The 22,147-nt window shown below is 45.8% G+C and carries 27 protein-coding genes and 1 tRNA gene; 8 read left to right on the top strand and 20 right to left on the bottom strand.

Annotated elements, in window-relative coordinates; all coding sequences use genetic code 11:
• Positions 1 to 27: 27 nt before the first annotated feature.
• Both DN53_RS13680 and DN53_RS13685 read right to left on the bottom strand, forming a co-directional pair.
• Positions 28 to 498, bottom strand: a complete 471-nt coding sequence (locus DN53_RS13680) for a hypothetical protein (protein ID WP_129655051.1) — start codon at positions 496 to 498, stop codon at positions 28 to 30.
• A 4-nt stretch (positions 499 to 502) separates the two neighbouring features.
• A complete protein-coding gene (locus tag DN53_RS13685; protein WP_129655053.1) occupies positions 503 to 1,270 on the bottom strand; it encodes an SDR family NAD(P)-dependent oxidoreductase in 768 nt (255 codons plus the stop codon).
• 185 nt (positions 1,271 to 1,455) lie between these two features.
• Between DN53_RS13685 and DN53_RS13690 the strand changes: the two genes are divergently transcribed.
• The 4 genes from DN53_RS13690 to DN53_RS13705 are packed head-to-tail and all read left to right on the top strand — an operon-like array spanning position 1,456 to position 4,789.
• Complete coding sequence (locus DN53_RS13690; protein WP_129655055.1) at positions 1,456 to 3,501, top strand: S9 family peptidase; 2,046 nt, start codon at positions 1,456 to 1,458, stop codon at positions 3,499 to 3,501.
• A complete protein-coding gene (locus tag DN53_RS13695; protein ID WP_129655057.1) occupies positions 3,488 to 3,922 on the top strand; it encodes a hypothetical protein in 435 nt (144 codons plus the stop codon). Before DN53_RS13690 ends, DN53_RS13695 begins: the two co-directional genes overlap by 14 nt.
• Before the next feature lie 49 nt (positions 3,923 to 3,971).
• On the top strand, positions 3,972 to 4,379 hold the full coding sequence (locus DN53_RS13700; protein ID WP_129655059.1) for a DUF2141 domain-containing protein: 408 nt from the start codon (positions 3,972 to 3,974) through the stop codon (positions 4,377 to 4,379).
• A gap of 17 nt (positions 4,380 to 4,396) precedes the next feature.
• Complete coding sequence (locus DN53_RS13705) at positions 4,397 to 4,789, top strand: DUF423 domain-containing protein (protein WP_129655061.1); 393 nt, start codon at positions 4,397 to 4,399, stop codon at positions 4,787 to 4,789.
• Positions 4,790 to 4,793: 4 nt separating this feature from the next.
• On the opposite strand, the gene DN53_RS13710 is transcribed toward DN53_RS13705, so the two are convergent.
• The 10 genes from DN53_RS13710 to DN53_RS13750 form a co-directional block, all read right to left on the bottom strand.
• Entirely contained in the window at positions 4,794 to 5,318 is a 525-nt protein-coding gene (locus DN53_RS13710; protein WP_129655063.1) for a YybH family protein, read from the bottom strand.
• Positions 5,319 to 5,321: 3 nt separating this feature from the next.
• Positions 5,322 to 6,035, bottom strand: coding sequence for a DUF4097 family beta strand repeat-containing protein (locus tag DN53_RS13715; RefSeq protein ID WP_129655065.1), 714 nt, complete (start codon positions 6,033 to 6,035; stop codon positions 5,322 to 5,324).
• 30 nt (positions 6,036 to 6,065) lie between these two features.
• Entirely contained in the window at positions 6,066 to 6,818 is a 753-nt protein-coding gene (locus DN53_RS13720) for a DUF4097 family beta strand repeat-containing protein (protein WP_129655067.1), read from the bottom strand.
• Between the two features lie 19 nt (positions 6,819 to 6,837).
• Positions 6,838 to 7,626 (bottom strand): HEAT repeat domain-containing protein, encoded by a 789-nt coding sequence (locus DN53_RS13725; protein ID WP_129655069.1) that lies wholly within the window; start codon positions 7,624 to 7,626, stop codon positions 6,838 to 6,840.
• Positions 7,627 to 7,628: 2 nt separating this feature from the next.
• A complete protein-coding gene (locus tag DN53_RS13730) occupies positions 7,629 to 8,153 on the bottom strand; it encodes an RNA polymerase sigma factor (RefSeq protein ID WP_129655071.1) in 525 nt (174 codons plus the stop codon).
• Between the two features lie 85 nt (positions 8,154 to 8,238).
• Entirely contained in the window at positions 8,239 to 8,640 is a 402-nt protein-coding gene (locus DN53_RS13735) for a TonB-dependent receptor plug domain-containing protein (RefSeq protein ID WP_129655073.1), read from the bottom strand.
• Between the two features lie 80 nt (positions 8,641 to 8,720).
• A complete protein-coding gene (locus DN53_RS17960; RefSeq protein WP_165357430.1) occupies positions 8,721 to 8,867 on the bottom strand; it encodes a hypothetical protein in 147 nt (48 codons plus the stop codon).
• Positions 8,867 to 11,089 (bottom strand): ferrous iron transport protein B, encoded by a 2,223-nt coding sequence (gene feoB / locus DN53_RS13740; RefSeq protein WP_129655075.1) that lies wholly within the window; start codon positions 11,087 to 11,089, stop codon positions 8,867 to 8,869. The genes DN53_RS17960 and feoB overlap by 1 nt, the downstream gene beginning before the upstream one ends.
• On the bottom strand, positions 11,086 to 11,331 hold the full coding sequence (locus DN53_RS13745; RefSeq protein WP_116216888.1) for a FeoA family protein: 246 nt from the start codon (positions 11,329 to 11,331) through the stop codon (positions 11,086 to 11,088). Before DN53_RS13745 ends, feoB begins: the two co-directional genes overlap by 4 nt.
• Before the next feature lie 85 nt (positions 11,332 to 11,416).
• Positions 11,417 to 12,091: an SCO family protein gene (locus tag DN53_RS13750; protein ID WP_129655373.1), complete on the bottom strand. Its 675-nt coding sequence runs from the start codon at positions 12,089 to 12,091 to the stop codon at positions 11,417 to 11,419.
• A 151-nt stretch (positions 12,092 to 12,242) separates the two neighbouring features.
• On the opposite strand from DN53_RS13750, the gene rseP reads away from it, so the two are divergent.
• Positions 12,243 to 13,598 (top strand): RIP metalloprotease RseP, encoded by a 1,356-nt coding sequence (gene rseP, locus DN53_RS13755; protein ID WP_129655077.1) that lies wholly within the window; start codon positions 12,243 to 12,245, stop codon positions 13,596 to 13,598.
• Positions 13,599 to 13,667: 69 nt separating this feature from the next.
• Positions 13,668 to 13,741, top strand: a tRNA-Asn gene (locus tag DN53_RS13760).
• A gap of 77 nt (positions 13,742 to 13,818) precedes the next feature.
• Here DN53_RS13760 and DN53_RS13765 read toward each other — a convergent pair.
• On the bottom strand, positions 13,819 to 15,528 hold the full coding sequence (locus tag DN53_RS13765) for a peptidase associated/transthyretin-like domain-containing protein (protein ID WP_129655079.1): 1,710 nt from the start codon (positions 15,526 to 15,528) through the stop codon (positions 13,819 to 13,821).
• Positions 15,529 to 15,677: 149 nt separating this feature from the next.
• Entirely contained in the window at positions 15,678 to 16,085 is a 408-nt protein-coding gene (locus DN53_RS13770) for a VOC family protein (RefSeq protein WP_129655080.1), read from the bottom strand.
• A 146-nt stretch (positions 16,086 to 16,231) separates the two neighbouring features.
• Between DN53_RS13770 and DN53_RS13775 the strand changes: the two genes are divergently transcribed.
• Complete coding sequence (locus DN53_RS13775) at positions 16,232 to 17,335, top strand: acyltransferase family protein (protein ID WP_129655082.1); 1,104 nt, start codon at positions 16,232 to 16,234, stop codon at positions 17,333 to 17,335.
• A 34-nt stretch (positions 17,336 to 17,369) separates the two neighbouring features.
• Here the strand turns inward: DN53_RS13775 and DN53_RS13780 are convergent, their stop codons facing one another.
• Genes DN53_RS13780 through DN53_RS13790 form a run of 3 tightly spaced genes read right to left on the bottom strand, consistent with a single transcriptional unit; the run spans position 17,370 to position 18,109 of the window.
• The gene (locus DN53_RS13780; protein ID WP_129655084.1) at positions 17,370 to 17,621 is read right to left on the bottom strand and encodes a helix-turn-helix domain-containing protein; all 252 of its coding nucleotides are present in this window, start codon (positions 17,619 to 17,621) and stop codon (positions 17,370 to 17,372) included.
• Between the two features lie 10 nt (positions 17,622 to 17,631).
• Complete coding sequence (locus DN53_RS13785; protein WP_129655086.1) at positions 17,632 to 17,865, bottom strand: helix-turn-helix domain-containing protein; 234 nt, start codon at positions 17,863 to 17,865, stop codon at positions 17,632 to 17,634.
• Between the two features lie 4 nt (positions 17,866 to 17,869).
• Complete coding sequence (locus DN53_RS13790) at positions 17,870 to 18,109, bottom strand: helix-turn-helix domain-containing protein (RefSeq protein ID WP_236640831.1); 240 nt, start codon at positions 18,107 to 18,109, stop codon at positions 17,870 to 17,872.
• 119 nt (positions 18,110 to 18,228) lie between these two features.
• On the opposite strand from DN53_RS13790, the gene DN53_RS13795 reads away from it, so the two are divergent.
• Complete coding sequence (locus DN53_RS13795) at positions 18,229 to 18,669, top strand: hypothetical protein (RefSeq protein WP_129655090.1); 441 nt, start codon at positions 18,229 to 18,231, stop codon at positions 18,667 to 18,669.
• Positions 18,670 to 18,800: 131 nt separating this feature from the next.
• Here DN53_RS13795 and DN53_RS13800 read toward each other — a convergent pair whose 3' ends face one another.
• From DN53_RS13800 to DN53_RS13810, 3 genes are all read right to left on the bottom strand, one after another.
• On the bottom strand, positions 18,801 to 20,345 hold the full coding sequence (locus DN53_RS13800; RefSeq protein ID WP_242502147.1) for a vanadium-dependent haloperoxidase: 1,545 nt from the start codon (positions 20,343 to 20,345) through the stop codon (positions 18,801 to 18,803).
• Positions 20,332 to 21,345 (bottom strand): transporter family protein, encoded by a 1,014-nt coding sequence (locus DN53_RS13805; protein WP_129655092.1) that lies wholly within the window; start codon positions 21,343 to 21,345, stop codon positions 20,332 to 20,334. Before DN53_RS13805 ends, DN53_RS13800 begins: the two co-directional genes overlap by 14 nt.
• A 284-nt stretch (positions 21,346 to 21,629) precedes the next feature.
• Entirely contained in the window at positions 21,630 to 22,139 is a 510-nt protein-coding gene (locus DN53_RS13810; protein WP_129655094.1) for a PepSY domain-containing protein, read from the bottom strand.
• Between the last annotated feature and the right edge of the window lie 8 nt (positions 22,140 to 22,147).

The following is a 22,147-nucleotide window of genomic DNA, read 5'->3' on the forward strand; positions in this document are numbered from 1 at the left end:
CATTGGGTTGGTTTCCAAAAGGATGTGTCACAAATTCTCCAGAATCAATCCATAGTCGTACTGTAAATCCTCGTGGAGGACTGGCAATTTTTTCTTGATGTATTCCAACTGCCTTTGGTACAAATTGTGCATAGCCGTGTTGCGATGGATGGAAGGCGTAAAGGAGTTCAATTTTTCGCAAAAGTAGAGGAGGAGTTCAACTTCAGTCTCCTTTTTATTGGAATAGCGACTATATTTTTTAATGGTCCGCAAGATTTTCCGTACACTTTTTTTGATGTAAAAGAAGCTCTTGGTATTGATTTCCCCAAACAATTCATCCACCTCTTGTTTGATGGACTCCACATAACCACTTTCGTTCTCGGCCTCGAACAAAAGATAGGTAAGCAGTTCTTTATTTTCTTTCTTGAAGCGGGCCAACCGTAGGCAAAGTTGCAACACTTCGTCTTGCGACCTATACTGGAGTTCCTTTTTCAATTGGGCAATGGTAGATGCTTTCATGGGCTCAACTTCTAAGGTAGGATGCCCCGTTTACATCGATAATGGTGCCGGAGGAATAAGCGGCACTCTCCGATGCCAAAAATAAAATGGCATGGGCCACTTCCTCGGGTTGGGCCATTCGTTTGAAAGGGGATTCGCGCAGTAAATTTTCCCTCTCCTCAGGGGTAAGGGTCTTGGCGGCCATTTCGGTTTCGGTAAACCCAGGGGCCACCACTCCAATATAAATTTTGTGGGGCGCCAACTTCTTGGCCAGGGACTGGCTCATAGCATTCAAAGCGGCCTTGCTGGCCCCATAGGCCGGTTTAGTGGGTTCGCCCCTAAAGGCGCCCCGAGAAGAAACATTGACTATATGGCCACCGCCAGATTTCATCATGGATTGTGCCGTCCAGTAGCAGAGATTGGCCGCCGCAAAAAGATTGGTTTCAAACGTTTTTTCCCAGGCATGGGTCCAGTGGTCAAAATCTACTTGGTCTATTTCGTGAAAGATGGAAATGCCGGCGTTGTTCACCAATACATCCAATTGGCCATACGCTTTCACAAAGTCCTGAATTAAGGCCCGGGTTTCCTCCTTTTGGGAAATGTCCCGTTTAAAGAGTTGATGGCCTTTGCCGGGCAATTCCTTTAAAGTGTGTTTAGCAGCTTCATCATTACTTCTGTAATTAAGGCCAACTTTGGCCCCGTTTTGGGCAAAGGCAAGGGCAGTGGCCCTTCCAATTCCGCGGGATGCGCCCGTGATCAATACGTTCTTGCCTATAAAATTGTATGCTTGCATTTGAATATCAACTTAATACCGCTATGAATTTACCTCCATATCATTGACCCTAAAGATAGGGAGTTGTACAGTTTTAATAGGATGTTGGGACAAAGTAGTTAAATAGGAAACCCAAACGGGGGTTGTGGCCGCATTGAATTCTCCATTGAATTGCGCTATCTTTAAAAACTTCAAAAAGTAATGCAATGAAAACATTTTTCCGTTTGTTGTTTTTGGTAAGCGCCGTTCAGGTTGCCATGGCCCAAAAGCAAAGCTTTTCCTATCTCGATATTTTTGACCTCCAATATGTGTCCGATCCACAAATTTCTCCCAATGGGGAATGGGTGGTATACCGCCGTATGGGCTTGGACATTATGAAGGATGCCGAAACGGGCAACCTTTGGTTGATCAAAACCGATGGAAGCCAAAACCAAAAGCTCACTTCTCGAGAGATGAACGAAAGCAGTCCGCGATGGTCGCCCAATGGGGACCGTATTGTCTTTGCGAGCAGTACCGATGAGGGTTCCGAAATCTATATGTACTGGGTTGGCTCGGGAAGAGTGGCCAAGCTTACCCAATTGCCCTTTAGTCCCAGTTCATTGACTTGGTCACCTAATGGAAAACAATTGGCCTTTTCCATGAACGTGCCCCAAGCACCTCCTGTGATTGCCAAGATTCCGGCCAAGCCCAAAGGGGCCAAATGGCAGGATACGCCTCGGATTACGGATCGGGTCTACCATGAAGCGGATGGCAGGGGTTATATTGAACCGGGGTTCAATCATATTTTTACCATTCCCGCCAACGGTGGGGCACCTCGCCAGATAACTTCTGGGGATTGGCACCACAGGGGAAACCTTTCATGGGGCAAGGATGGGACCAAGATTTATTTTTCGGCCAATAGGGTAGCCGATTGGGAATATCGTTTTCGAAACAGCGAGATCTATTCGGTGGAGGTGCAAACAGGAGCGATAGTAGCCTTGACGGACCGCGATGGCCCTGACCATGATCCCCAGGTATCCCCAGATGGAAAAAGTATTGCCTATGTGGGGTATGAAGACAAGATACAGACCTATCAAGTCCGAAAATTGCACATCATGAATGTTGATGGGAGCAAAAAAAGGGTCATTGCCAAGGATTTTGACCGATCTATTGCCGATATCCAATGGAACGCCAAAGGAGATGGGGTCTATGTATATTATGATGATAAAGGAAATGGAAAGGTTGGTCTGATTTCCCTTAATGGAAAAATGACCAAGCTGGTGGACAATGTGGGAGGAACTACCTTGGGTCGACCTTATTCAGGAGGATCTTACAGTGTTTCCAACAATGGAACGGTAGCCTACACCCAAACCCGGCCAGAATATCCTTCGGATTTGGCCATTCTGGGACCAAAGGCAAAGAACCCTGTCCGGGTCACCCGTTTAAATGATGCCTTGCTCAACTACAGGGAACTGGGAAGGGTAGAGGAGGTCTGGTACAAGTCCTCTGTGGATGGTCGTGATATTCAAGGGTGGGTGGTATATCCTCCTAATTATGATTCAAACAAGAAGTATCCTTTTATGGTAGAGAACCATGGTGGTCCGATTGCCAATTATGGGGACCGATTTTCGGCTGAGATGCAATTGTTCGCCGCTGCCGGCTATGTGGTTTTTTATCCCAACCCAAGAGGAAGTACGAGCTACGGCGAGGAATTTGGGAACCTACTATACAACAATTATCCAGGAGACGATTACCATGATGTGATGGATGGTGTGGATTATTGCATCCAGAAGGGGATTGCCCATGAAAACCAACTGTTTGTGACCGGGGGAAGTGCAGGAGGAATCATGTCTGCATGGATGATCGGCAAGAACAATCGTTTTGAGGCTGCTGCGGTGATAAAGCCCGTGATGAACTGGATCAGTAAAACCCTTACCGCTGACAACTATTTTTATTATGCCGAGAATCGGTACCCGGGGCAACCTTGGGAAAATTTTGAGGGCTATTGGAAATTTTCGCCCATTTCCCTCGTTGGAAATGTACAGACCCCTACCATGGTCATGGTGGGGATGGAAGATTTACGAACACCGTCCAGTGAGGCCAAGCAACTATATCATGCGCTCAAGCTGCGCAAGATCGAGACCGTTTTGGTCGAAGTTCCCGGGGCAAGCCATGGCATTGCCGGAAAGCCCAGTAATCTCATGACCAAAGTAGCCCATATTGTGGCTTGGTTTGATAAGTACAGAACGGATAAGAAGGATGAACAGAAATAAAAGACATTGGCTTTGGAACGTATTGATCGTTCTTACCTTGGTGGCCTGTACCCTTGCCTTTGTGGCCCATTACAAGAATTGGCAGAAAATCGAGGAGGGGGAGTTTCGCATTTTTTCAGGAATCTATTACCAAAGGATTCCAATTGCCGATATGGACAGCATCATGTTGGTGGATAAATTGCCCGAAATGGAACGTTCTTCCGGATTTTCATGGATGGCGAAGGAGAAAGGGGTGTTCAACGATTCCATTACCCAGACCAAGGTCTATGTTTTTGTGGATGACCTGAGACAGCAAAAGGTGCGATTGGTGCACCACGATTCCCTGAAAATGTATTTCAACCTACAGGACAGTCTCGAAACCCAAAAAATATATACTATTTTGCAATCAGAATTGATGGACAACCTCAAAGAACCAAAATGATTTTTTTGATCGTACATGGTATGCAACCCACTAATTGTCCCAATTTACTATGAAACTGATTTTTTTAACGCTCGTGTTGGCCCCGATATCCCTTTTTTCGCAAAACACGATTTCGGTACACATTAAAAATGTGGATTCCACCAAAGGCCACGTAAATGTGGCGGTGTACAACTCGGATGATTCTTTTTTATCGTTTGATGAGGTCCTTACAACCGAAACGGCGCCCGCCCATGAAGGCGTGGTAAGCTTGAAGATACAAGATCTGCCCATGGGCGAGTATGCATTGGCTGTTTTCCATGATGAAAATGCCAACGGAAAACTGGATACCAACTGGTTGGGCATTCCAAAGGAAAAAGTGGCCTTTTCCAAGGCCAAGATGAAAGCGTTCGGACCGCCCAAATACAAGGAGTGTGCCTTTAAGGTCACTTCAGATTATGAGATCAGTATTGATCTTTGACCAAAAAAACTATTAGAATGGAAACCATTTTTCTCACCCAGCTGATGGGAGCACTCTATGGATTATTGGCCGTTGTTTTTGGTGCTTTTGGCGCCCACGCCCTTAAAAAGAAATTGACCCCTGAACTACTCCATAGTTTTGAGACAGGGGTCAAATATCAAATGTACCATGCCATTGTGCTGTTGGTTTTGGGCTTTAATCTGGGGTTTGACCAACCCTTGGATTCGGCCATTGCGAACTGCTTTATTTTTGGCACTCTTTTGTTTTCCTTTAGCATTTATGCCCTCTGTCTGAGTGCCGCCAAAGGAGAAAAGCTTCGTTTTTTGGGTCCGGTCACCCCTATTGGGGGATTACTCTTGGTAGTGGGTTGGGCCTTGTTGCTCTACAAGTTTGTATCGCCAATATTTTAAGGGATCAGTCCACCGTGACGGGAATGATTTCTGGATAAAACCATGGTGTATGCTGGTTGGTCACCGCGGTCCATTTCCAACCCTCTTTTTTCTTATGGGCGTTCAAGGTCATCAGTCCAATCTCCTTAAAAGTGGTATCCGAAGGGATTTCCTTTTTATACCAAAACATTTTCCAGGAATAGTATGCCAGTGCATTTTGAGAATCCAATAATCGTATTTTGGGTTTTCCAACCTCATAGTAATACGCCAAGGAGTCATTGCCCATCATCATGCCATGAAACTTTTCAAGCTCTTCTCTTCCTTTAAAATAATACCCTTGCGAATTGATCCATGTGGCATCCTCGGCAAATCTGTCCATGGCCAAGGCCATGTCTTTTTGGATCATGGCCCTCTCTCGTTCCGCGACCATCTGGATCAACTCCAAGGAATCCTGCTCACGGGTATTGGTAAGAGGCACAGTTTCATTTTGATTTTGACAGGATAGGGTTGTTCCACCAATCCAGAGCAATCCCAAATAGAAAATCTTCATGATCTAAAGCCTTAAGTACATATTCCCGTTGATGGTGTTCAAACGAAGCCGATGGGTGGCGTCGTCAAATTTGCCTTCCACCTTTTGGCCTACGTGCCGGTCCGTCACTTGCAGTTCCAGATGTTCATCGGCATAAATATTGCCATGAATGGTTTCGGCCACCAGACGGGAGTTTTTCATCACTAGGTCAATTTCACCATTGATGGTCTTTAGGTTCATGTCACCGGCATATTTTTTGATTTCAATATTCCCATTGATAAGATCAGCGGTAAAGTCTCCCTCAATAAGGTCGGCATTGAGGTCCCCATTGATACTACTCACTTTGAAAATGGCATTCTTGGGAACGTAGAGGACATAGTTGAACCGATAGGTCTCATGCGTATGGTAATAGCGCCGTTCCCCTTCCGGCCGGTTTTGGTTCCACTCGTCATGAAAGGCATCAAAAACATCCTGCGGGTTGGAAGTAATGGTAATGGAACTGTTGCCCTCATCGATGTCCAATTTATAGTTATCCAAATATTTTCCGTCTTCCGTGGTGATGTCCGCCTTAAAATACACCGAGGACTTTTCCCAAGTCTTGACCTCAATTTTATAGGCAAACTTCACATCCAATTCTATGAATTGATTGGCATAGGGAATGGTTTTCTCAATGATTTTCTGTGCATTGAGGGACAGGCACAGGAAGCCCATCAATACTAGGGTCATTACATTTTTCATGAGGATTCGTTTTTAAGATGATGGATTGAATTATTGTTTTCTTAGGTAGATGTTGCCATTGGTGGATTTTAGGGAGATGTTCACACCGCCATTGTTTATGGCTGCATTGACTTTACGGCCTGAAACGGATTTAAGCCCATCCTTTTCTTCGCGTTTTAGATCAAAATTGGTGTAGATGTCCCCGTTTACAGAACTTAGGGAAAGGTCTGCAGGGGTGTTTCCTGGCATGGTGACGTCCACAGCGCCATTGGTGGAATAAATGGAAATAGGGGAACTTTGCTTTACGGCACCAAACTCCACAGTGACTTCACCATTTAAGGTGTTGGCGGTAACAGGACCGTTCACATCCAAAATTTCAATACTGCCATTGAGTTGGGCGTCTGCCTCTATTTCGCCCGCGAAACCATCAATTTCTATGTTTCCGTTCCAGGTACTCTTTACGGCCACATTTTGGTTTTTGGGCAAAAAGATCTCGGCACCTTCAGATTTTCTCAAGTTTTTTACGATCAAGGTGTTCCCGTCCTGTACCACATAAAACCCGACCTCGGTATTGTCGTTTCCGCCTTCCCCTACAAGACGAAGTCCTTTGGCACGTTCTGAAACCTCATGCCGGTCACCGGCTTTGATCAATATCTCATTGGACGTGTATGTTCTAACTACAATATCCGCCTTAGATTCGATCTTCACCCATTCTATCCCGTTGAGGGATTTGGTGTAATCGTTTTGTGCGTGGGCCATGGCACTTAGAATAAGGGCCGTGAAAAGAAGTGTCATTTTTTTCATGATTTTCGTTTTTTGATGTTTATGTTATATTGGGTAATACAGCTTTGATCTGTTCTTTGATGAAAGGCTGTGTGTCTTCTTGTTCCAACAGTTTTTTCATGGGAGCAATCGCTTTTTTCTCCTGTATCTGTACCAACATCTCAATGATGCCAATCTGGATGCTTGGGTTTTTTTCCTTTCCAAGGGCCTCGATGAAGACACTCTTTACGGTATCCGATGCGGTGAATTTTGAAAGGGCCTCAAAAGCGGTAAGGCGAACATTGTCATTTTCATCATGGAGCAATCGATTGGCCAACGCCTGTATGATGGCTTCATCCGGATGTTCAAACTCTTCAATATAATTGACGCCTTGTATGCGTTTGCTGGCGGATTGGTTTTCCATCAAGGAAAGCATGGCGGTCTGTTTCATTTGTAGGGTTTCGTCCTTTAAAATGGCCATGTCTCCATCCACCTTTCGCTGTTGAAAGAGGCTTCCCATTTGAAAAGAAGCCACCAAAAGGGCTATACTGGCCGCTACTTTGAGCAGATTGGTGGCCCAGTTGGATTTTTTCTTCGGCGCCAACGGAACCACTTTTCCCAGACTCTCTTTTTCGGCTTCCAAGGCTTCTTCGAATTTGTTCCTGAGTCGATTTGTAGGTACATGAGGAACGTCATCTTCAAAAGCCTTGAACAGCGTTTTCATCTCTTCCAGTTCTTTTTGACAGTCAGGGCACTGGGATAGATGCTCTTCTGCCTTTTTCTGGGTATTTTTATCAAGAGTACCATCCAAATAGGCCGGAATCAAGTCCGAAATGTGATTATTCTTCATGGCTATAAACTTTCTAAATAAATTTTCTTCAACTTTTTAAGGATACGACAGACCTTGGTCTTCATTGCTCCAGGGGTGCTTCCCATGATTTCCGCCAGCTCTTCATACCGTATTTCCTTGAATCGGTTTAGGATGACCAGCTCACGATCTTCTGGGTCCAACTGGTTAAGAGCTTGTTGCAATTGGGAATAATCTTCCACATCTTCATTTTCTTCCTTATCGGATTTGTACTCAAGAACCTCCAAACCATCATGATGCTTGTGGTTTCTTGAAAAATGACTTTTCAGACTGTTCCGGGCTATGGTGAACAGCCAGGAAACGAATGAGCCATTGTTATAGGAACTTCTGTATTTAATCAGCTTGTAAAAAACATCTTGGGTCAAATCCTCGCTCAACATGCTATCGCCGGACATCTTGTACAAAAAATTGTACACGTGTTTGTGATGTCGGTCAAAAAGGACCTTGAGCACATCCAGATTGCCCTCGGCAACCTTTTGCATCAGTATTTCATCTGAAAGCGCTTTCAATAGCTGTTTTTGGTTGTTGTTTATCCTATATAGTCAAGAAATTGAAAAAGGTTACAGTTGGGAAGAAAAAAATGAACGGTAGAGATTATTCGATGGTTTTGATCTTGATGACACCACTGGCACCCCTTGAGCCATATTCCGCTGTTTCAGCACCGGTCAAGGCCTCAATGCTCTCTACCATAAAACTATTGACCAATTGGTCCACGGACCTAAATGAGTTGCCAACAATATATCCGTTGAGAACATATAAGGGTTCCGTGACTTGTTGACCGAAGACCTGATTGGAGGCTTTGACAAAATAGGGCACCCCATTTCTTAAGGTAACCCCGGGCAATTGCCGGATACGCTGAAGTAGACTGATGTTTCCTTTGTTCCGTTGCTCAAGCTCTTTGGCGATTTCTGGATTGTAACCTGTGCTTTTGGATCCTGAACAGCTAACCAATAAGAAAATAATGAACAAAATACTGAGGGTAAATAGCTGTTTCATAGTGGCACAATTACCCTACAAGCTATTAATTTTTAGCGAATTAAGTCGAAGTTATCCGGAAAAATTGGACTGAGGAAATTTTATCCACAACCACAATTGTCCTGCCCGCAGGATTTGGAACCTTTCTTTTTGCCAAAAAGCATGGATTTGGGCAGGAGAAATTTCCAGACCAAATAACCCACGGCAAGGGCAACGATGATATAGACCATTAATTGCTGAAGTTCCATTAGCTAAGAATTTGATAGGCCACCATGGCAACAAGGTAGGCAAATATGCTCATAAAGGCCAATTGGTACAGGGGCCATTTCCATGAATTGGTCTCCCGTTTCACCACGGCCAAGGTGCTCATACATTGCATGGCAAAGGCATAAAAAAGCATCAGTGAAATTCCAGAAGCCAGATTGAACAGGGGTTTCCCCATTGGGCCTAATTCTGCTGCCATCCGATTTTTTATGGTTTCTTCCTCATCACTACCCACACTGTAAATGGTGGCAAGGGTGCCCACGAATACTTCACGGGCGGCAAAGGACGTCAGTACCGCAATGCCAATTTTCCAGTCATAGCCCAAGGGCCTCACCAGGGGTTCAAAAGCCTTTCCAGCATAGCCGATGTAGGAATGCTCCAATTTATAACTGGCAATTTCTTGAGCTTTGGCCCTTTCCATCAGGTCTTGGGTCCTAATTTGGATGGAATCTTGCATAGCTTCGGAGGTTAGGCCAGCATGGTCGGTTGCCAAAGCCTGCTCATAAGTGTTGATGTTGTTTTGGATATAATTTTTGCTATACGTGCTAAGGCCTTCCTCTTCAATTCGGGTGTTCACAATTTGTTCCGCATCATGGAAATCATCCGAGAAACCATTCGACCCCAAAAACCAGAGTACAATGGAAATGGCCAAGATGATCTTTCCCGCACCGAACACAAAGCTTTTGGTTTTCTCCAATACGGTATAGCCCACATTTTTGATGAGGGGTAGGCGATAGGTGGGCATTTCCACCATAAAGAGCCCCCTGCTTTTTATCTTCAATATTTTATTCAGGACCATGGCGGAGAAGATGGCCATTCCAAAACCGATGAGGTAGAGCAACATCAAGGTCAATGCCTGATAACTTACACCCAAAATACTTCCCTCGGGGATAACGAGGGCGATTAGGATAAGATACACTGGCAATCGCGCCGAACAGGTGGTAAACGGGGTCACTAAAATAGTGATAAGACGTTCTTTCCAGTTTTCTATGGTCCGGGTGGCCATTACCGCTGGGATGGCACAGGCGGTTCCAGAAATTAGCGGGACCACACTTTTGCCACTCAGCCCGAAGGGACGCATCAAACGGTCCATAAGAAAGACCACTCGGCTCATGTACCCAGATTCTTCCAATAATGAAATGAACAGGAACAAAAAGGCAATCTGAGGAACGAAAATGACGATTCCACCTATTCCGGCCAAGATTCCTTCGGCCAACAAGTCGGTGAGGACCCCTGGAGGCAAAGTATTTTTGATCCATTCGGCAGCCATGGAGAATTGCTCGTCAATGATATCTTGGGGATAGGAACTCCATTCAAAAATGGCTTGAAAAATCAGCAGTAAAATGGCAAAGAAAATCAGATAGCCAAAAACCTTGTGGGTAAGGACCTTATCTATGGAGGCACGAAGTCCCTTGGCAGCCAAGAAATCTACCTTGTAGGTCTCTTTTAGCGCATTGTTGATGAACTGGTAGCGCAACACGGTCTCCTTGTGCTGTAGTTTTTTGAGTTCGTCCTTGGACTTGGTGGAAAATGAGGTGACATCCTCTATTCGTTTTTTCTCTATGGGCATAAAGTTGACATCCTGGGTGATAACCAGCCATAGTTTGTAGAGATCCTCGTTGGGGAATGCTTTCTGCAATCTTCCAAAATAGTCCGGGGCAATCCGTGTGGTGTCTATGTTGGGGGATGTGGACAGGCTTTTGTAATCCGCAATAAGCTCCTTTAAGCGATCAATACCATCGCCTTTTCGGGTACTTACCAAAGCAATTTTGGCATCCAGTTTTTTCTCCATTGCCGCAACGTCCAATGAAATCCCTTTTCTGGACATGCGATCGGCCATGTTGATGACCAAGATGGCCGGAATCCTAAGGTCTTTGATCTGGGTGAAAAGAAGGAGGTTCCTTTTAAGGTTTTCCACATCGCTAATCACCACGGCGACATCCGGATAATTTTTGTCGTTCTTGTTGAGCAAAAGTTCAACGGCCACACTTTCGTCCAAGGAAGTAGTATTGAGGCTGTAGGTTCCGGGAAGGTCCAGTATATGTGCCTTTACGCCTCTGGGGAGTTTGCAGATGCCCTCTTTCTTTTCTACGGTAATGCCCGGATAATTGCCCACCTTTTGCTTAAGGCCCGTCAATTGGTTAAAAACAGAGGTCTTTCCGGTATTGGGATTGCCAATCAGGGCAATATTGATGTTTTTGCTCATAGGGCCTTCGTATCTTCAATAATATCCAACTCAATGCATTGGGCCAATGATCGTCTTATGGCGATGTGGCTTCCGCTTAGATTGATGTAGATGGGATCTTTTAACGGGGCAACCTGTACCAGTTCCACTATATTTCCGGGCAAGCATCCCAATTCCAAAAGTTTTATGGGGAGGATATGTTCCGAAAAATCCTTGATCACTCCTTTTTGCCCATGCACAAGATCCGCAACTGTAGCCACTATATTTATTTAGATTGATTTTAAGTAACAGCAAAAATACATAAAAAACATATAAAGCCGTAACCGAACGGCGAGTAAGGCTTTGGTTCTATTCTGTGTAGCTGTCTTTCAGGGTTTTAAGGTCCTCGAGCAGTTTGTCAATTTCCTTTCTGTTGGTGCCATCATAAAAGCCCCTGATCCTACGCTCTTTGTCCACAAGGATAAAATTTTCGGTATGGATCATATCGTAGGGGCCGCCATCTCCATCGGTCTTTACGGCCAAATACGATTTTCTGGCCAACTCATAAATTTGTTTCTTGTCGCCCGTGACCAAATTCCACTTGTTATCCACGACCCCTTTTTCCAGGGCGTATTTTTTTAATTGGGGAACGGAATCTATCACTGGAGTCACGGAATGGGACAGCAACATGACATCATCATCGTCCAAAATGGCATCTTGGATTTCGGTCATGTTTTTGGTCATTATGGGGCAAATGGTAGGGCATGTGGTAAAAAAGAAATCGGCCACATAGATTTTATCCTTGTAATTGTCTTGGGTGATGGTTTCCCCGTTTTGGTTGACCAGTTCAAAATCAGCAATTTTATGGTACTTCTTTTTGTAGTGTAAAGTGCTATCCACCAAAGAAGGGTCCACCATGGAAGGTTGGTACACCGGGAGCAGCTTTTGGGGCTGTAGGGCATTGTAAAATAGATAGATGATCACTGCGGAAAGTGCCAAGAGGACAGCTCCAAAGAACTTGTATTTTGAAAAGAAAGACAACATACTTGCAAAATTACGGCTGATGGGAGGATTCTTCAAGTTGAAAACAAGTTTTTGGTGCTAAATCTTTCTTAAAACAAAGCTCTGTTCACCATGCTGTTTTCATATCACTAGGTAAAAGGTTACTTTTGTGGGTTTTAACAAAACACTTCGGATGAGTCCCATACTTATAAAGACAATTCAATTCTTTCTTAGCCTGTCCTTACTCATTGTGCTTCATGAGCTTGGGCACTTTATTCCTGCCAAGATTTTTAAGACACGGGTTGAAAAATTCTACCTCTTTTTTGATGTAAAGTTTTCCCTTTTCAAGAAGAAAATAGGAGAGACCGTATACGGTATCGGATGGTTGCCCTTGGGGGGTTATGTGAAGATTTCGGGGATGATCGATGAAAGTATGGACACTGAGCAGATGAAGGAGGAACCCAAGCCTTGGGAATTCCGTAGCAAACCGGCCTGGCAACGGTTGATCATTATGTTGGGAGGTGTCACGGTGAACTTTATTCTGGCTGTGGTCATCTACATTGGCATGGCGTATTCCTATGGCAGGCAATACATTCCCATTGATAGCCTTAAGGACGGGGTTTGGGTAACCGAAAAAACCATTGGGGACAAACTGGGAATCGAGACAGGTGACAAGATAGTTGCTGTGGATGGCAAGGAACTGGAATCCTTTGACAGTGTTTTTGGGGAATTGATCAACGGGAACAGTATTACCATTATTCGAGATGGCGAGCGCATTGAAAAGGAAATCCCGATCGATTTTATTTCCACCTTACTGGATGACGAGGACAAACTTCGCTTTTTGAGTGTTAGGGTTCCCTTTGTGGTGAACAAGGTGCCCAAAACCTCACACAACAAAGAAGCTGGATTCAAGCCCAAGGATAAATTTTTGGCCGTTAACGGCCAAGCAGCTGTATACAGGGACCAGGTAATTGCTTTTCTGGAGAAAAACAAGGGTAAGGATATCAATATCACCTTGCAGCGACAAGATGGTTCACAAGATCAGGTAACGGCCCATGTAAATGACGAAGGTATGTTGGGATTGGAAGTTGGGGGGTATACCATGGAAGATCTTGAGGAGCAAGGATATTTTAAGATCAATACCGAGGAATATACCTTTATGGAAGCCATTCCTGCGGGGATAGACAAGGGGGTAACCACCTTGTCCAGCTATGTGAAACAGCTAAAGAAGATATTTAATCCGGAAACAGGTGCCTACAAAGGCGTGGGTGGTTTTGCAGCAATTGGAAGCTTGTTCCCCGATACGTGGAACTGGGCCACATTCTGGTCTACCACAGCATTTATATCCATTATGTTGGCTTTTATGAACATCTTGCCCATACCGGCACTGGATGGAGGGCATGTGGCATTCCTATTGTATGAAATGGTTACGGGACGCAAGCCCAGTGACAAGTTTTTGGAGTATGCACAGATGGTCGGGTTCTTCTTGTTGATCGCATTATTGTTGTTTGCCAACGGGAATGATTTGTATAAATGGCTTTTTAAATAGAAAAGCGATTTTTTTCTTTGTACTGTATGAAAGAATCTGCTATATTTGCACCCGCTTAAGGTAAAATATTCCTCCTTAGCTCAGTTGGTTAGAGCATCTGACTGTTAATCAGAGGGTCCTTGGTTCGAGCCCAAGAGGGGGAGCAGAAAGCGAAAGAGCCGCACATTTGTGCGGCTCTTTTTTTATTTATGGGCTTGTGTAGTCATCTCGGAAAAGCCCTTTAATGGTGCGCTACCCCGGCGGGAATCCTTAGTTTAAACAGATGTTGGTTCATCCCCTTTGTGGCCAATTTGAAAGCGTGGACCTCTTTGCTTTGCAGTCTACTTCCGTAATTTCTGTATACGGTAACTTTTAGATAGGTAGGGGTAAGTTGTTTATTGCCATGGTAGGTGGCATTGATTTTCCAATCACCCAAGAGTTCCTCATCCAGTAAAAAGTCGGCCATGGAATACCCCAGTTCTTTTTCGGAACGGATTCTTTCCGGCATTTCCCCTTGTGTGTGCTTCCATTCAAAATATTGGTTGCCCGGATTTACAAACTGTAGATTGAATTCCGCTTCGGAGTCGTTCCACTCGAACACCAACCGGGTGTCATTTTCATCATCGGTTTTCTTTCGTTTTTGAATTTTCAAAGAGCCATTGTCCAAGGCAAACAGATTGTCCATCTCCCTTTCCATAAGCGCCGAAAGTTCCATACTGTCCTTGGGCAAAAGACCTTGGTCCAGCAAATAGGAATGTCGGGCATAAAGCGAGGCTGCGGATTCGGGTTTGTCCAAATCGCGGTAGCTGTTGGCCATGTCTATGAAACTTTGTGCATATTCTGGCCGAAGTTTATAGACCTGTTTATAGACCGAATGGGCTTTTCCCTGCCGTCCCTGAGCTTCAAGGACATAGGCCATGGCTTTCAACAACACAGGATTATTCCCGGCTAGATCATGATAAGCATTTAAGATACCATCTGCATAAGACTTTTCCTTTTCGGTCTCGTAAAAATGACGATAAGAGTCCAGATAAAAGAACGGATGATGGGCATAGGTGGCCCTATTATTTTCAAATACGGTTTTGGCGGCTTGGGTAGATCCACTCTCGTGAAGTTCTTTTAAATAACTGGGCAAGGATGCGCCAAGACCCTCCACATCGGCGACCTCCTCGGTGAGGTAGTTGTTCCGCAAACGGGCCTGGTCGTAGGGCTTGCCATCAGGTTCTTTTGGGGTGATAGTGCCTGTCTTGGTATTGATAATCATTACCCCTCTTACACCAAAGCCATATCGTGTCGTCCCTGCAAGCCCAGAAATAAATGCTATTCTTCGAATATTGCCAAATATTGTACTGCAAGCTATCCTATACAAGATTACTCCATCCACATCAAAAACAACACCTTTGCCACGCACATACACTTCAAGTTCATCATTAAAGGGGTTGCACCTAGCAGAGATTCCAGCAAATCTTCCCGTAAGTAAAAAGTCCAATTGAGGTGCCATTTCAATTTCTTCTTCTTCTAAAATTCGAAGAGAGTAACCGGAAGTCTCCTTGTTCAGATATCCATAGGCCGATTTGATGATGTTGGGATTGGAATCGTACTCCAGTTCCAGTTCTTTTTGGCCTTTGAGAATGGTCTTGGAAACCGTTACTTCTTCCAATTCTTCTACCCTTAGGTTCATTTTTATATTTAGGATTCGGGTAATGTCTTCCACAATGACGGAAACCGTATCCATCCCCACATAGGTGAACCGCAACTCCTCCTTGGGGTGTGCCTGGATGTGATACATTCCTTCCCGGTCTGAAGTAATTTGTGCGCCTGAATCAAGATTGGTCACATGCACATCTGGCAAGGGTGCTCCCGCTTGGGTAATGCGCCCTTGGATGGTCTGTTGCCCATGGGTAGCGATAAAAAAGAGAAGAAAAAGACTGGCAAGGGTGAATGATTTCATTACCTACATGTTTTTGATTGTTGATACGTGAACTTTTGTGGGGGAGCCTTAGGTGTTCGATGTAAAATCTTACACATCAACAAGATAGTGATTTTTTTGTAAGTAAGGATCATGGGGAAGTTCCGCCCTGACCGATTGGGATATTGGGCCTAATCCTCTGGGCCCACCCATGCAAACGGATTGTGGGCCACTTCCCACAGGTGACCGTCCAAGTCTTTAAAATAGCCATGGAAACCGCCCCAATCCGCTCTTTGGGCAGATTTCACCAATACGGCACCCGCGTTCACGGCTTGTTCCAAGACTTCCACAACTTCGTTTTCCGAAGCTACGTTATGGGCCAAGTTTATTCCGGTATACCCGCTTCCTTCGGAGGGAACACCGGCATCGGCTGCCAAACTTTCACGCCCAGAAAGTCCGAGCCAGGTCCCGTTCAGGTTAAAAAAGGCAACGCCGGGAGGGGAGGGGAGCATGGGCAGTCCCAGTCCATCCCGATAAAAAGCAATGGATTTCTCCAAGTCTGCGACCCCCAAAGACACCATACTGATTCTAGGTTTCATTTTTATGTTTTTTACAGTATAACTTTTCCTTGATGACTTCACTAAGATACAATTCGCAAGTCATTTTGTGGGTCAGTTCATGCTCTGGCGCCATTGGGATGTATGACAAATGGGCTATCTTGTAGCGAGTATCCAACCAACCATCTATGTCACAGATTACCACCAATGTTTCCCAACGTCTTTTTTCCTTGGATGTATTCCGGGGACTGACCATGTTCCTATTGATTGCCGAAGCTGCCGGATTTCATAGTAATTTTTCGGCCTTCGCCGAAGGCACTTGGTTGGAAGGGCTTGCCCATCAGTTGCACCACCACCCCTGGAACGGGCTTCGGTTTTGGGATTTGATCCAGCCCTTTTTCATGTTCATCGTGGGAGTGGCCATGCCTTTTTCAACACGCAAACGACTGGCCAACGGGGACAAGGGCGCAGTGGCCCGCCATATCTTGAAAAGGTGTTTCCTGCTGTTCAGTTTTGGGGTGCTGTTGCACTGTGTCTACAGTCATAAACTGGTCTGGGAACTTTGGAACGTTCTGGTGCAGTTGGCATTCACCATACTGATCGCCTACGCCATCATGCAGCTTCCCCATAAAGTTCAATTGGCCATATCTGCCGCACTTTTGGTATTGACCGAAGTATTGTACCGCGCCTACAATCCCGAAAACCCGTACAACCAAGGCGAAAGTTTTGGTTCTTGGGTAGATATGTTGGTGATGGGAAAGACCAATGGCGGCTATTGGGTCTTTATCAATTTTATCCCTACGGCGGCCCACACCATTTGGGGCGTGGTCTGCGGACAGGTTTTGCTCTCCAATAGGGATGCAAAGGAAAAACTAAAGGCATTCATCATTTGGGGACTTGGGATTCTGGTGCTGGGTCTGGCCATGGATGTGCTGGACATTACCCCGATCATCAAAAGGATTGCCACCACCTCCTTTACCTTGGCCTCCGGGGGTATTGCCGTTCTGGTATTGGCCTTGTTCTATTGGGGGATCGATGTTAAGGGTTATAAGGCCAATTGGTTGAAAATATTCTCCGTAGTGGGCACCAACTCCATCTTTATCTATTTGTTTGCGGAGACCGTGGGGGTGCAATGGTTTCAGGATTTTGGAAAAATTTGGACCGAAGGGCTCTTGGCCCCGATCGGCCTGCCCCAAGATTGGATCATGGTGATCAATGCCTTGTTCGTACTCTTTATCTTTTGGTACCTCACCTACTTTTTGGATAAGAAGAGAGTCTATTTTAAGGTGTAAGGACGTTTATCAACAAAACTCACTTTCATCAATTTTAATACTCAAACAAATCCAGTAACTGTTCTTTGTTTAGGTTCAGAGCCCTAGCCACTCTAAGTAGACTGATGACACTGCTATTGATCTCCCCATTCTCCAATCTACTGATTTGGGTTCTGCTGATGTTGGCCTCCAACGCCAATTGATGTTGGGATAATCCGATTGCGGACCTATGACCCTTGATTTTTTCACCAAGCTGTTTTTTGAACTCGTTTTCCTGCCTTTCAAGCTCGCTTTCATAAAATCTCATTTGTGTTGGATTATGATTGAAAAAAATCTTTTATCGGCACATCCAGTGCTTGTGCCAAAAGATGGAGATTGACAATGGAAGTACTGATCTCTCCACGTTCTATTCTCCCAACCTGATTTTTGGACATCTTCGCATCTGTTTCCAAAGCAGCCTGGGACAGTCCTGCCGCTTCCCTTAAATCTCGAACCCGTAGTCCAAAATCTTTTAAGATTTGTAACTCTTCTTGGGTGTAGTTTCTTCGCATGATTCTAACCCTCTTTCAAAAATAAGGTGTGCAAGGGAACTCCCAAGGCACTGGCAATTCGGTTGAGGGTAACCAAACTGGTGTTACGCTCTGCACGTTCAATTCTCCCAATCTGGTTCTTGGTGATATCTGCTTCTATGGAAAGTTGGAATTGGGTCAGCCCTTTCGCATTGCGAAGTTGTTGGATTCTCTGACCAACCGACTTCATGATTTCCTTGTCTTCTTGTGTGTAGGTATTGAGCACATGCCAAGTTGCCTATAGTTTAATAAAATATAGACACCCTCGATGGGGTATTTTAATTATTTTTCTTATCATTGTCATAGAAATGCCGGCATAACCCCCTGAACCGTAATATCTTTGCCATGCCCATTGATCTATTGGGGGAGATCCAACATTTTTTGGACCAGCGTGCCAACTCTTCCCTGGAAATTACCCTCGCATATCTGGACATCCATTTGTTCAATGAGCACAAGTTGCTCAACAGGATCGTTCGGGAGAATGCCAAACTCCGCATCCACGCCCCACCATCGCCCGGGATGCCCCAAATGGAGGTGTTGGACCATCTGGTGTTTCAGTTTTCCTTTCGGTTTGGGCTACCCACTTCTAAATTCTCGTTCGAGAGCAATGCATTGGGCATGCCAAGGCCCTTGGCCTGCGGTTTTTTACAGATCAACACCGATGAACTGGACCTACAGTTCACCATTGAGGCCCCAGACCCCCAACTCCACATCTTGGTACAGCATTGTTATGTCAATCCCATACATATAAAGCAGGTGGAACGGCAAGGTGTGGCCCAACCCTAAAGGGTTGTTTGCAGTAAAAAAGCCCACCGATATCGGCGGGCTCTTTCCTGTAAAGCTAGTTTTTCAGATTGTTTTGGTCTGATTTTGTTGGTCGGGAAGATTGCCCCTTGGCTTACAGGGCGGCTTCCATTTTATTGGTCCGCACCATCTACCATGGCGCGATCAATGGTATACTGTGCCACTTCGCGGCCTTGGTCGGTACCCACGGTGGCATCAAAACTCCAATGGATTCCACCGTACACCCGTGATATGGCGGCCTCTTCGGCCCAACCCCTGAATTTACTGGCCTCTTCCGGGAAAACATAGGCCAACACTTCCGATGCCGCTGCCGAGAACACACTGTGCCCCGAGGTGTAGCTGGGGAAGTTGGGCGTCCCGGCGATGGTCTCAAACCCTTCGATCATTTGGATGGGTCTGGGATAATGGTAATAGTATTTGGCATCCCAACAACTGATTCCGGAGTCCATAATGGCCATGTTCATATAGGCCAGGGTACGGGTGGTCTGAAGTGGATTCAATCTATAATCCACGATAAATTCGTTGGCAATTCGGTTCCAGTGCCCCGGAGGGGTGTAGGTGCCCAGTCCATCTTGCCAAAAGTTGGCAATCCTTCGATGTTCATCCGTCATGTTGCGGGCGTAGTCCTTGAGCAGTTCCACATCGTCCAAAAATTCCTGTGAGTCCAGTTGTGGTGGTGCAATGGGGCGTACACTTTCCACATCGTCAATGCTCCACATGGTCACCTGACTGAACAATGGGGTCAATCCCACGGGACGTTCCGGGATTTCCAAATTGTCCCAGGCCCAACCGAAACGGTCATAGGCAGCCTGTTTAATGGAATCAGAAACGGCCTTTGGGGTCTGTGCCTTGCTCATGCCGTCGGTGGAGGCCCGTGCCAAGGCAGTGGCCGAGACCACATCACCAATGGCCACGCCTGCGGTGACATCGCTCATCACATGCCCTCCGGACAATCGGAGACTTTCCAAATGCTCTTCTTCCAAGCCTTGCAGGTACTCCGCTTCCAAAGGAAACATGGCCGTAAGGATGTTCCGTGAGGCCCTTGCAATCACTGCTCCATCCGAGGGATAGGAAGGGATGGCATTTTCCTCATACGCAAAATCGATGTCCCCATCCTGCTGATAGGGTGCTGCCCGGTTGTATTGGTATTTGTAATGCCACGCACTGATGAGGCCATCAAACTGCGCTACGGACATATAGGCCAATGCCCTACACGCATAGGGTGGATGTGCAAAAGGAAAGGCCGGTGGCCCTTCTGGGTTGGATGGACTGGGCAGGGTATAGGTGCCATCGGCATTGGGACCGGGGATGAGGTTGTACTTGGCAATGAGTTCCAAGGCAACCTCGTTCCAGCGAATGGCCGGATTATTGGTCCAATACTTTACGGCTTTTTTCTGTTCCGAGCTCATGCTTTGCATGTCTGCTTTCAGGTCTGCCAGTTCCGCTTGATAGGCTTGGGAATCGGAAGACTCGGGCGCATCCACGGGTATCGAGGCCCCGGAATCATGCAGCACAGGGGTCCAGTCCCCACCGTTTTCATCAAGTTCGGAATACGCATAACTTTCATAGGGAAGGTAGCGTGGGGTATCTTTTTCGCAGGAGGCCAAAACCACAAGGGCGATGACCCAAAGTAGGGAGGATATCTTATTGTACATCATCGGTTACTTCAATTGGTTTTTTGAATGGGTTGAACTGATAGGTAATACCAAAGCCGGTATTGCTAAGTTTGGGCATGTTCCGCCCATCAATGATCCTGTTGTGGTAGGCCACAACGCCCAATCCCTTCAAGGATTTAAAATAGTATTGTGCCGAAAGCCCAATACGGTCAAACTTTACCTTATTGGTGGGCTGTGCGGCATTATAGGCCCTGATATCGTCCCCGCTGGTGGAATCCAATCCGGTATAGTTGAATTCCAGTTTTAGGGAATAGTCAAAGAACCACTTTCCAACGATTCCTTCATAAGTCCAAGCGTTGGGGACATCCATCCAAGCGGTGTAGTAGCTGCCGTTATTGTAATAGTAATCCCGTTCGGCCTCGGTATACCCACGCCAAAGATGGGCCAAGGAACCTCTTACGAACCAGCCGTTGGACAGTTGGTACTGGCTTATGGCCCGTAGTGAAAATTCCGGGGCACCCGAACCAATGCTATAGGGTTTGTAATCGGACAAGTAATTGGTTAGGGGAGTTGAAAATCCGGCCGTGGTCAAGACGGATAGCTCCCCATTGCCCAAGGTTTTTTGAATGGCCCTATATTTTAAGGCGAGGCCAATATCCTGAAATCCCCTTGCGCCAGTGAACTTTCCTCCGTTGGGTTCCGAAGATTCCGTGCTGATGAAGGGCAGGCCAATATAAAAGTTGAGGTCGTCCAGAATACCAATGGCGGCCATGGGCAATACCGTGTTGCGGTCCACCGTGGCAATGGTCTCGTTGGATCGTAGGTAATCGCCTTCCCAATAGCGGTCAAAGCTGCCCATATCATAGGCAAACAAGATGCAGATGTTCTTTGAGGGCATCATCAAGGCATCACTGGGAGTCTGTGCCCGAAGCGGGTTCGAGAACCAGATGCACAATAGCGTTAGGGTGACCAGCAGATGGGGCCAAGAAAATCTGGACCTACATGTGGAACCCTGTTTAGAAGTGTTGTTTAATGGAATCATTATTTAGTTTTGATTGGAAATAGGGTAAAGGCAATGATTTCAGTCCCATTACAGATTGATATGCTGGGCGTTGGGTCATGCCGCGGGCTAAAATAGAGGTATGGCCCGAACGAATGGATTAAGGAAAAATAAGAAGGGTTAAGGAGAGATTAAGAAGGTTAAGAATTACCTAAAAAGAGGAAATTAAGGCTAATCAAAGGTTATGCAAGACGGGATAATCGATAATATTCCATAAAAAAAGCCACCCTAAAGGGTGGCCAATCAATATAGGTGGTACAGATTTTCTAAACAAAAAGCAATATCACGGTCAGTACAAAACCTGCTGCGGCAAAGTACAGTCCGTTTTTATAAATGGGTGCCTTGGGGCGAAACATAAAGAAAGCGGAGACGGCAAAGAACAATAGTGCTACACCAAAAAATATACCCAGCCAAAACAACGGATGGCCCGAGTGCATTTTGTGCAGTTTGTTCATGTTGTCCAGAATCTTGGGCAAACGTTTTTCGGTATAGGAAGCTTCCCCCGTCTTTTGGTTGTAGGTGCCTCCACTGAAATACAACAGGTCCCCTTCGGTCTTGTCCACCTTGAACGCTCTTTTACGCAAGGCGGTGCCAAGGGTTTCCTCATTGAGGTTGGGCTCCAAGGTTGTGCTGACCTGGACGTCACTTTTCATGTAGTCCGTATTCCTAAACGTGAGCACAATGCCACTAATGGCATATACGGCCATGATTCCGGCCAAGAAGAACCCTAGATACCTGTGGATTTCCCGAAATGTGTTTTCCGATTTTCGTCCCATGTAAGTGG

Source organism: Flagellimonas olearia, from assembly GCF_004150225.1.
In the GTDB taxonomy this organism is placed as follows: domain Bacteria; phylum Bacteroidota; class Bacteroidia; order Flavobacteriales; family Flavobacteriaceae; genus Flagellimonas; species Flagellimonas olearia.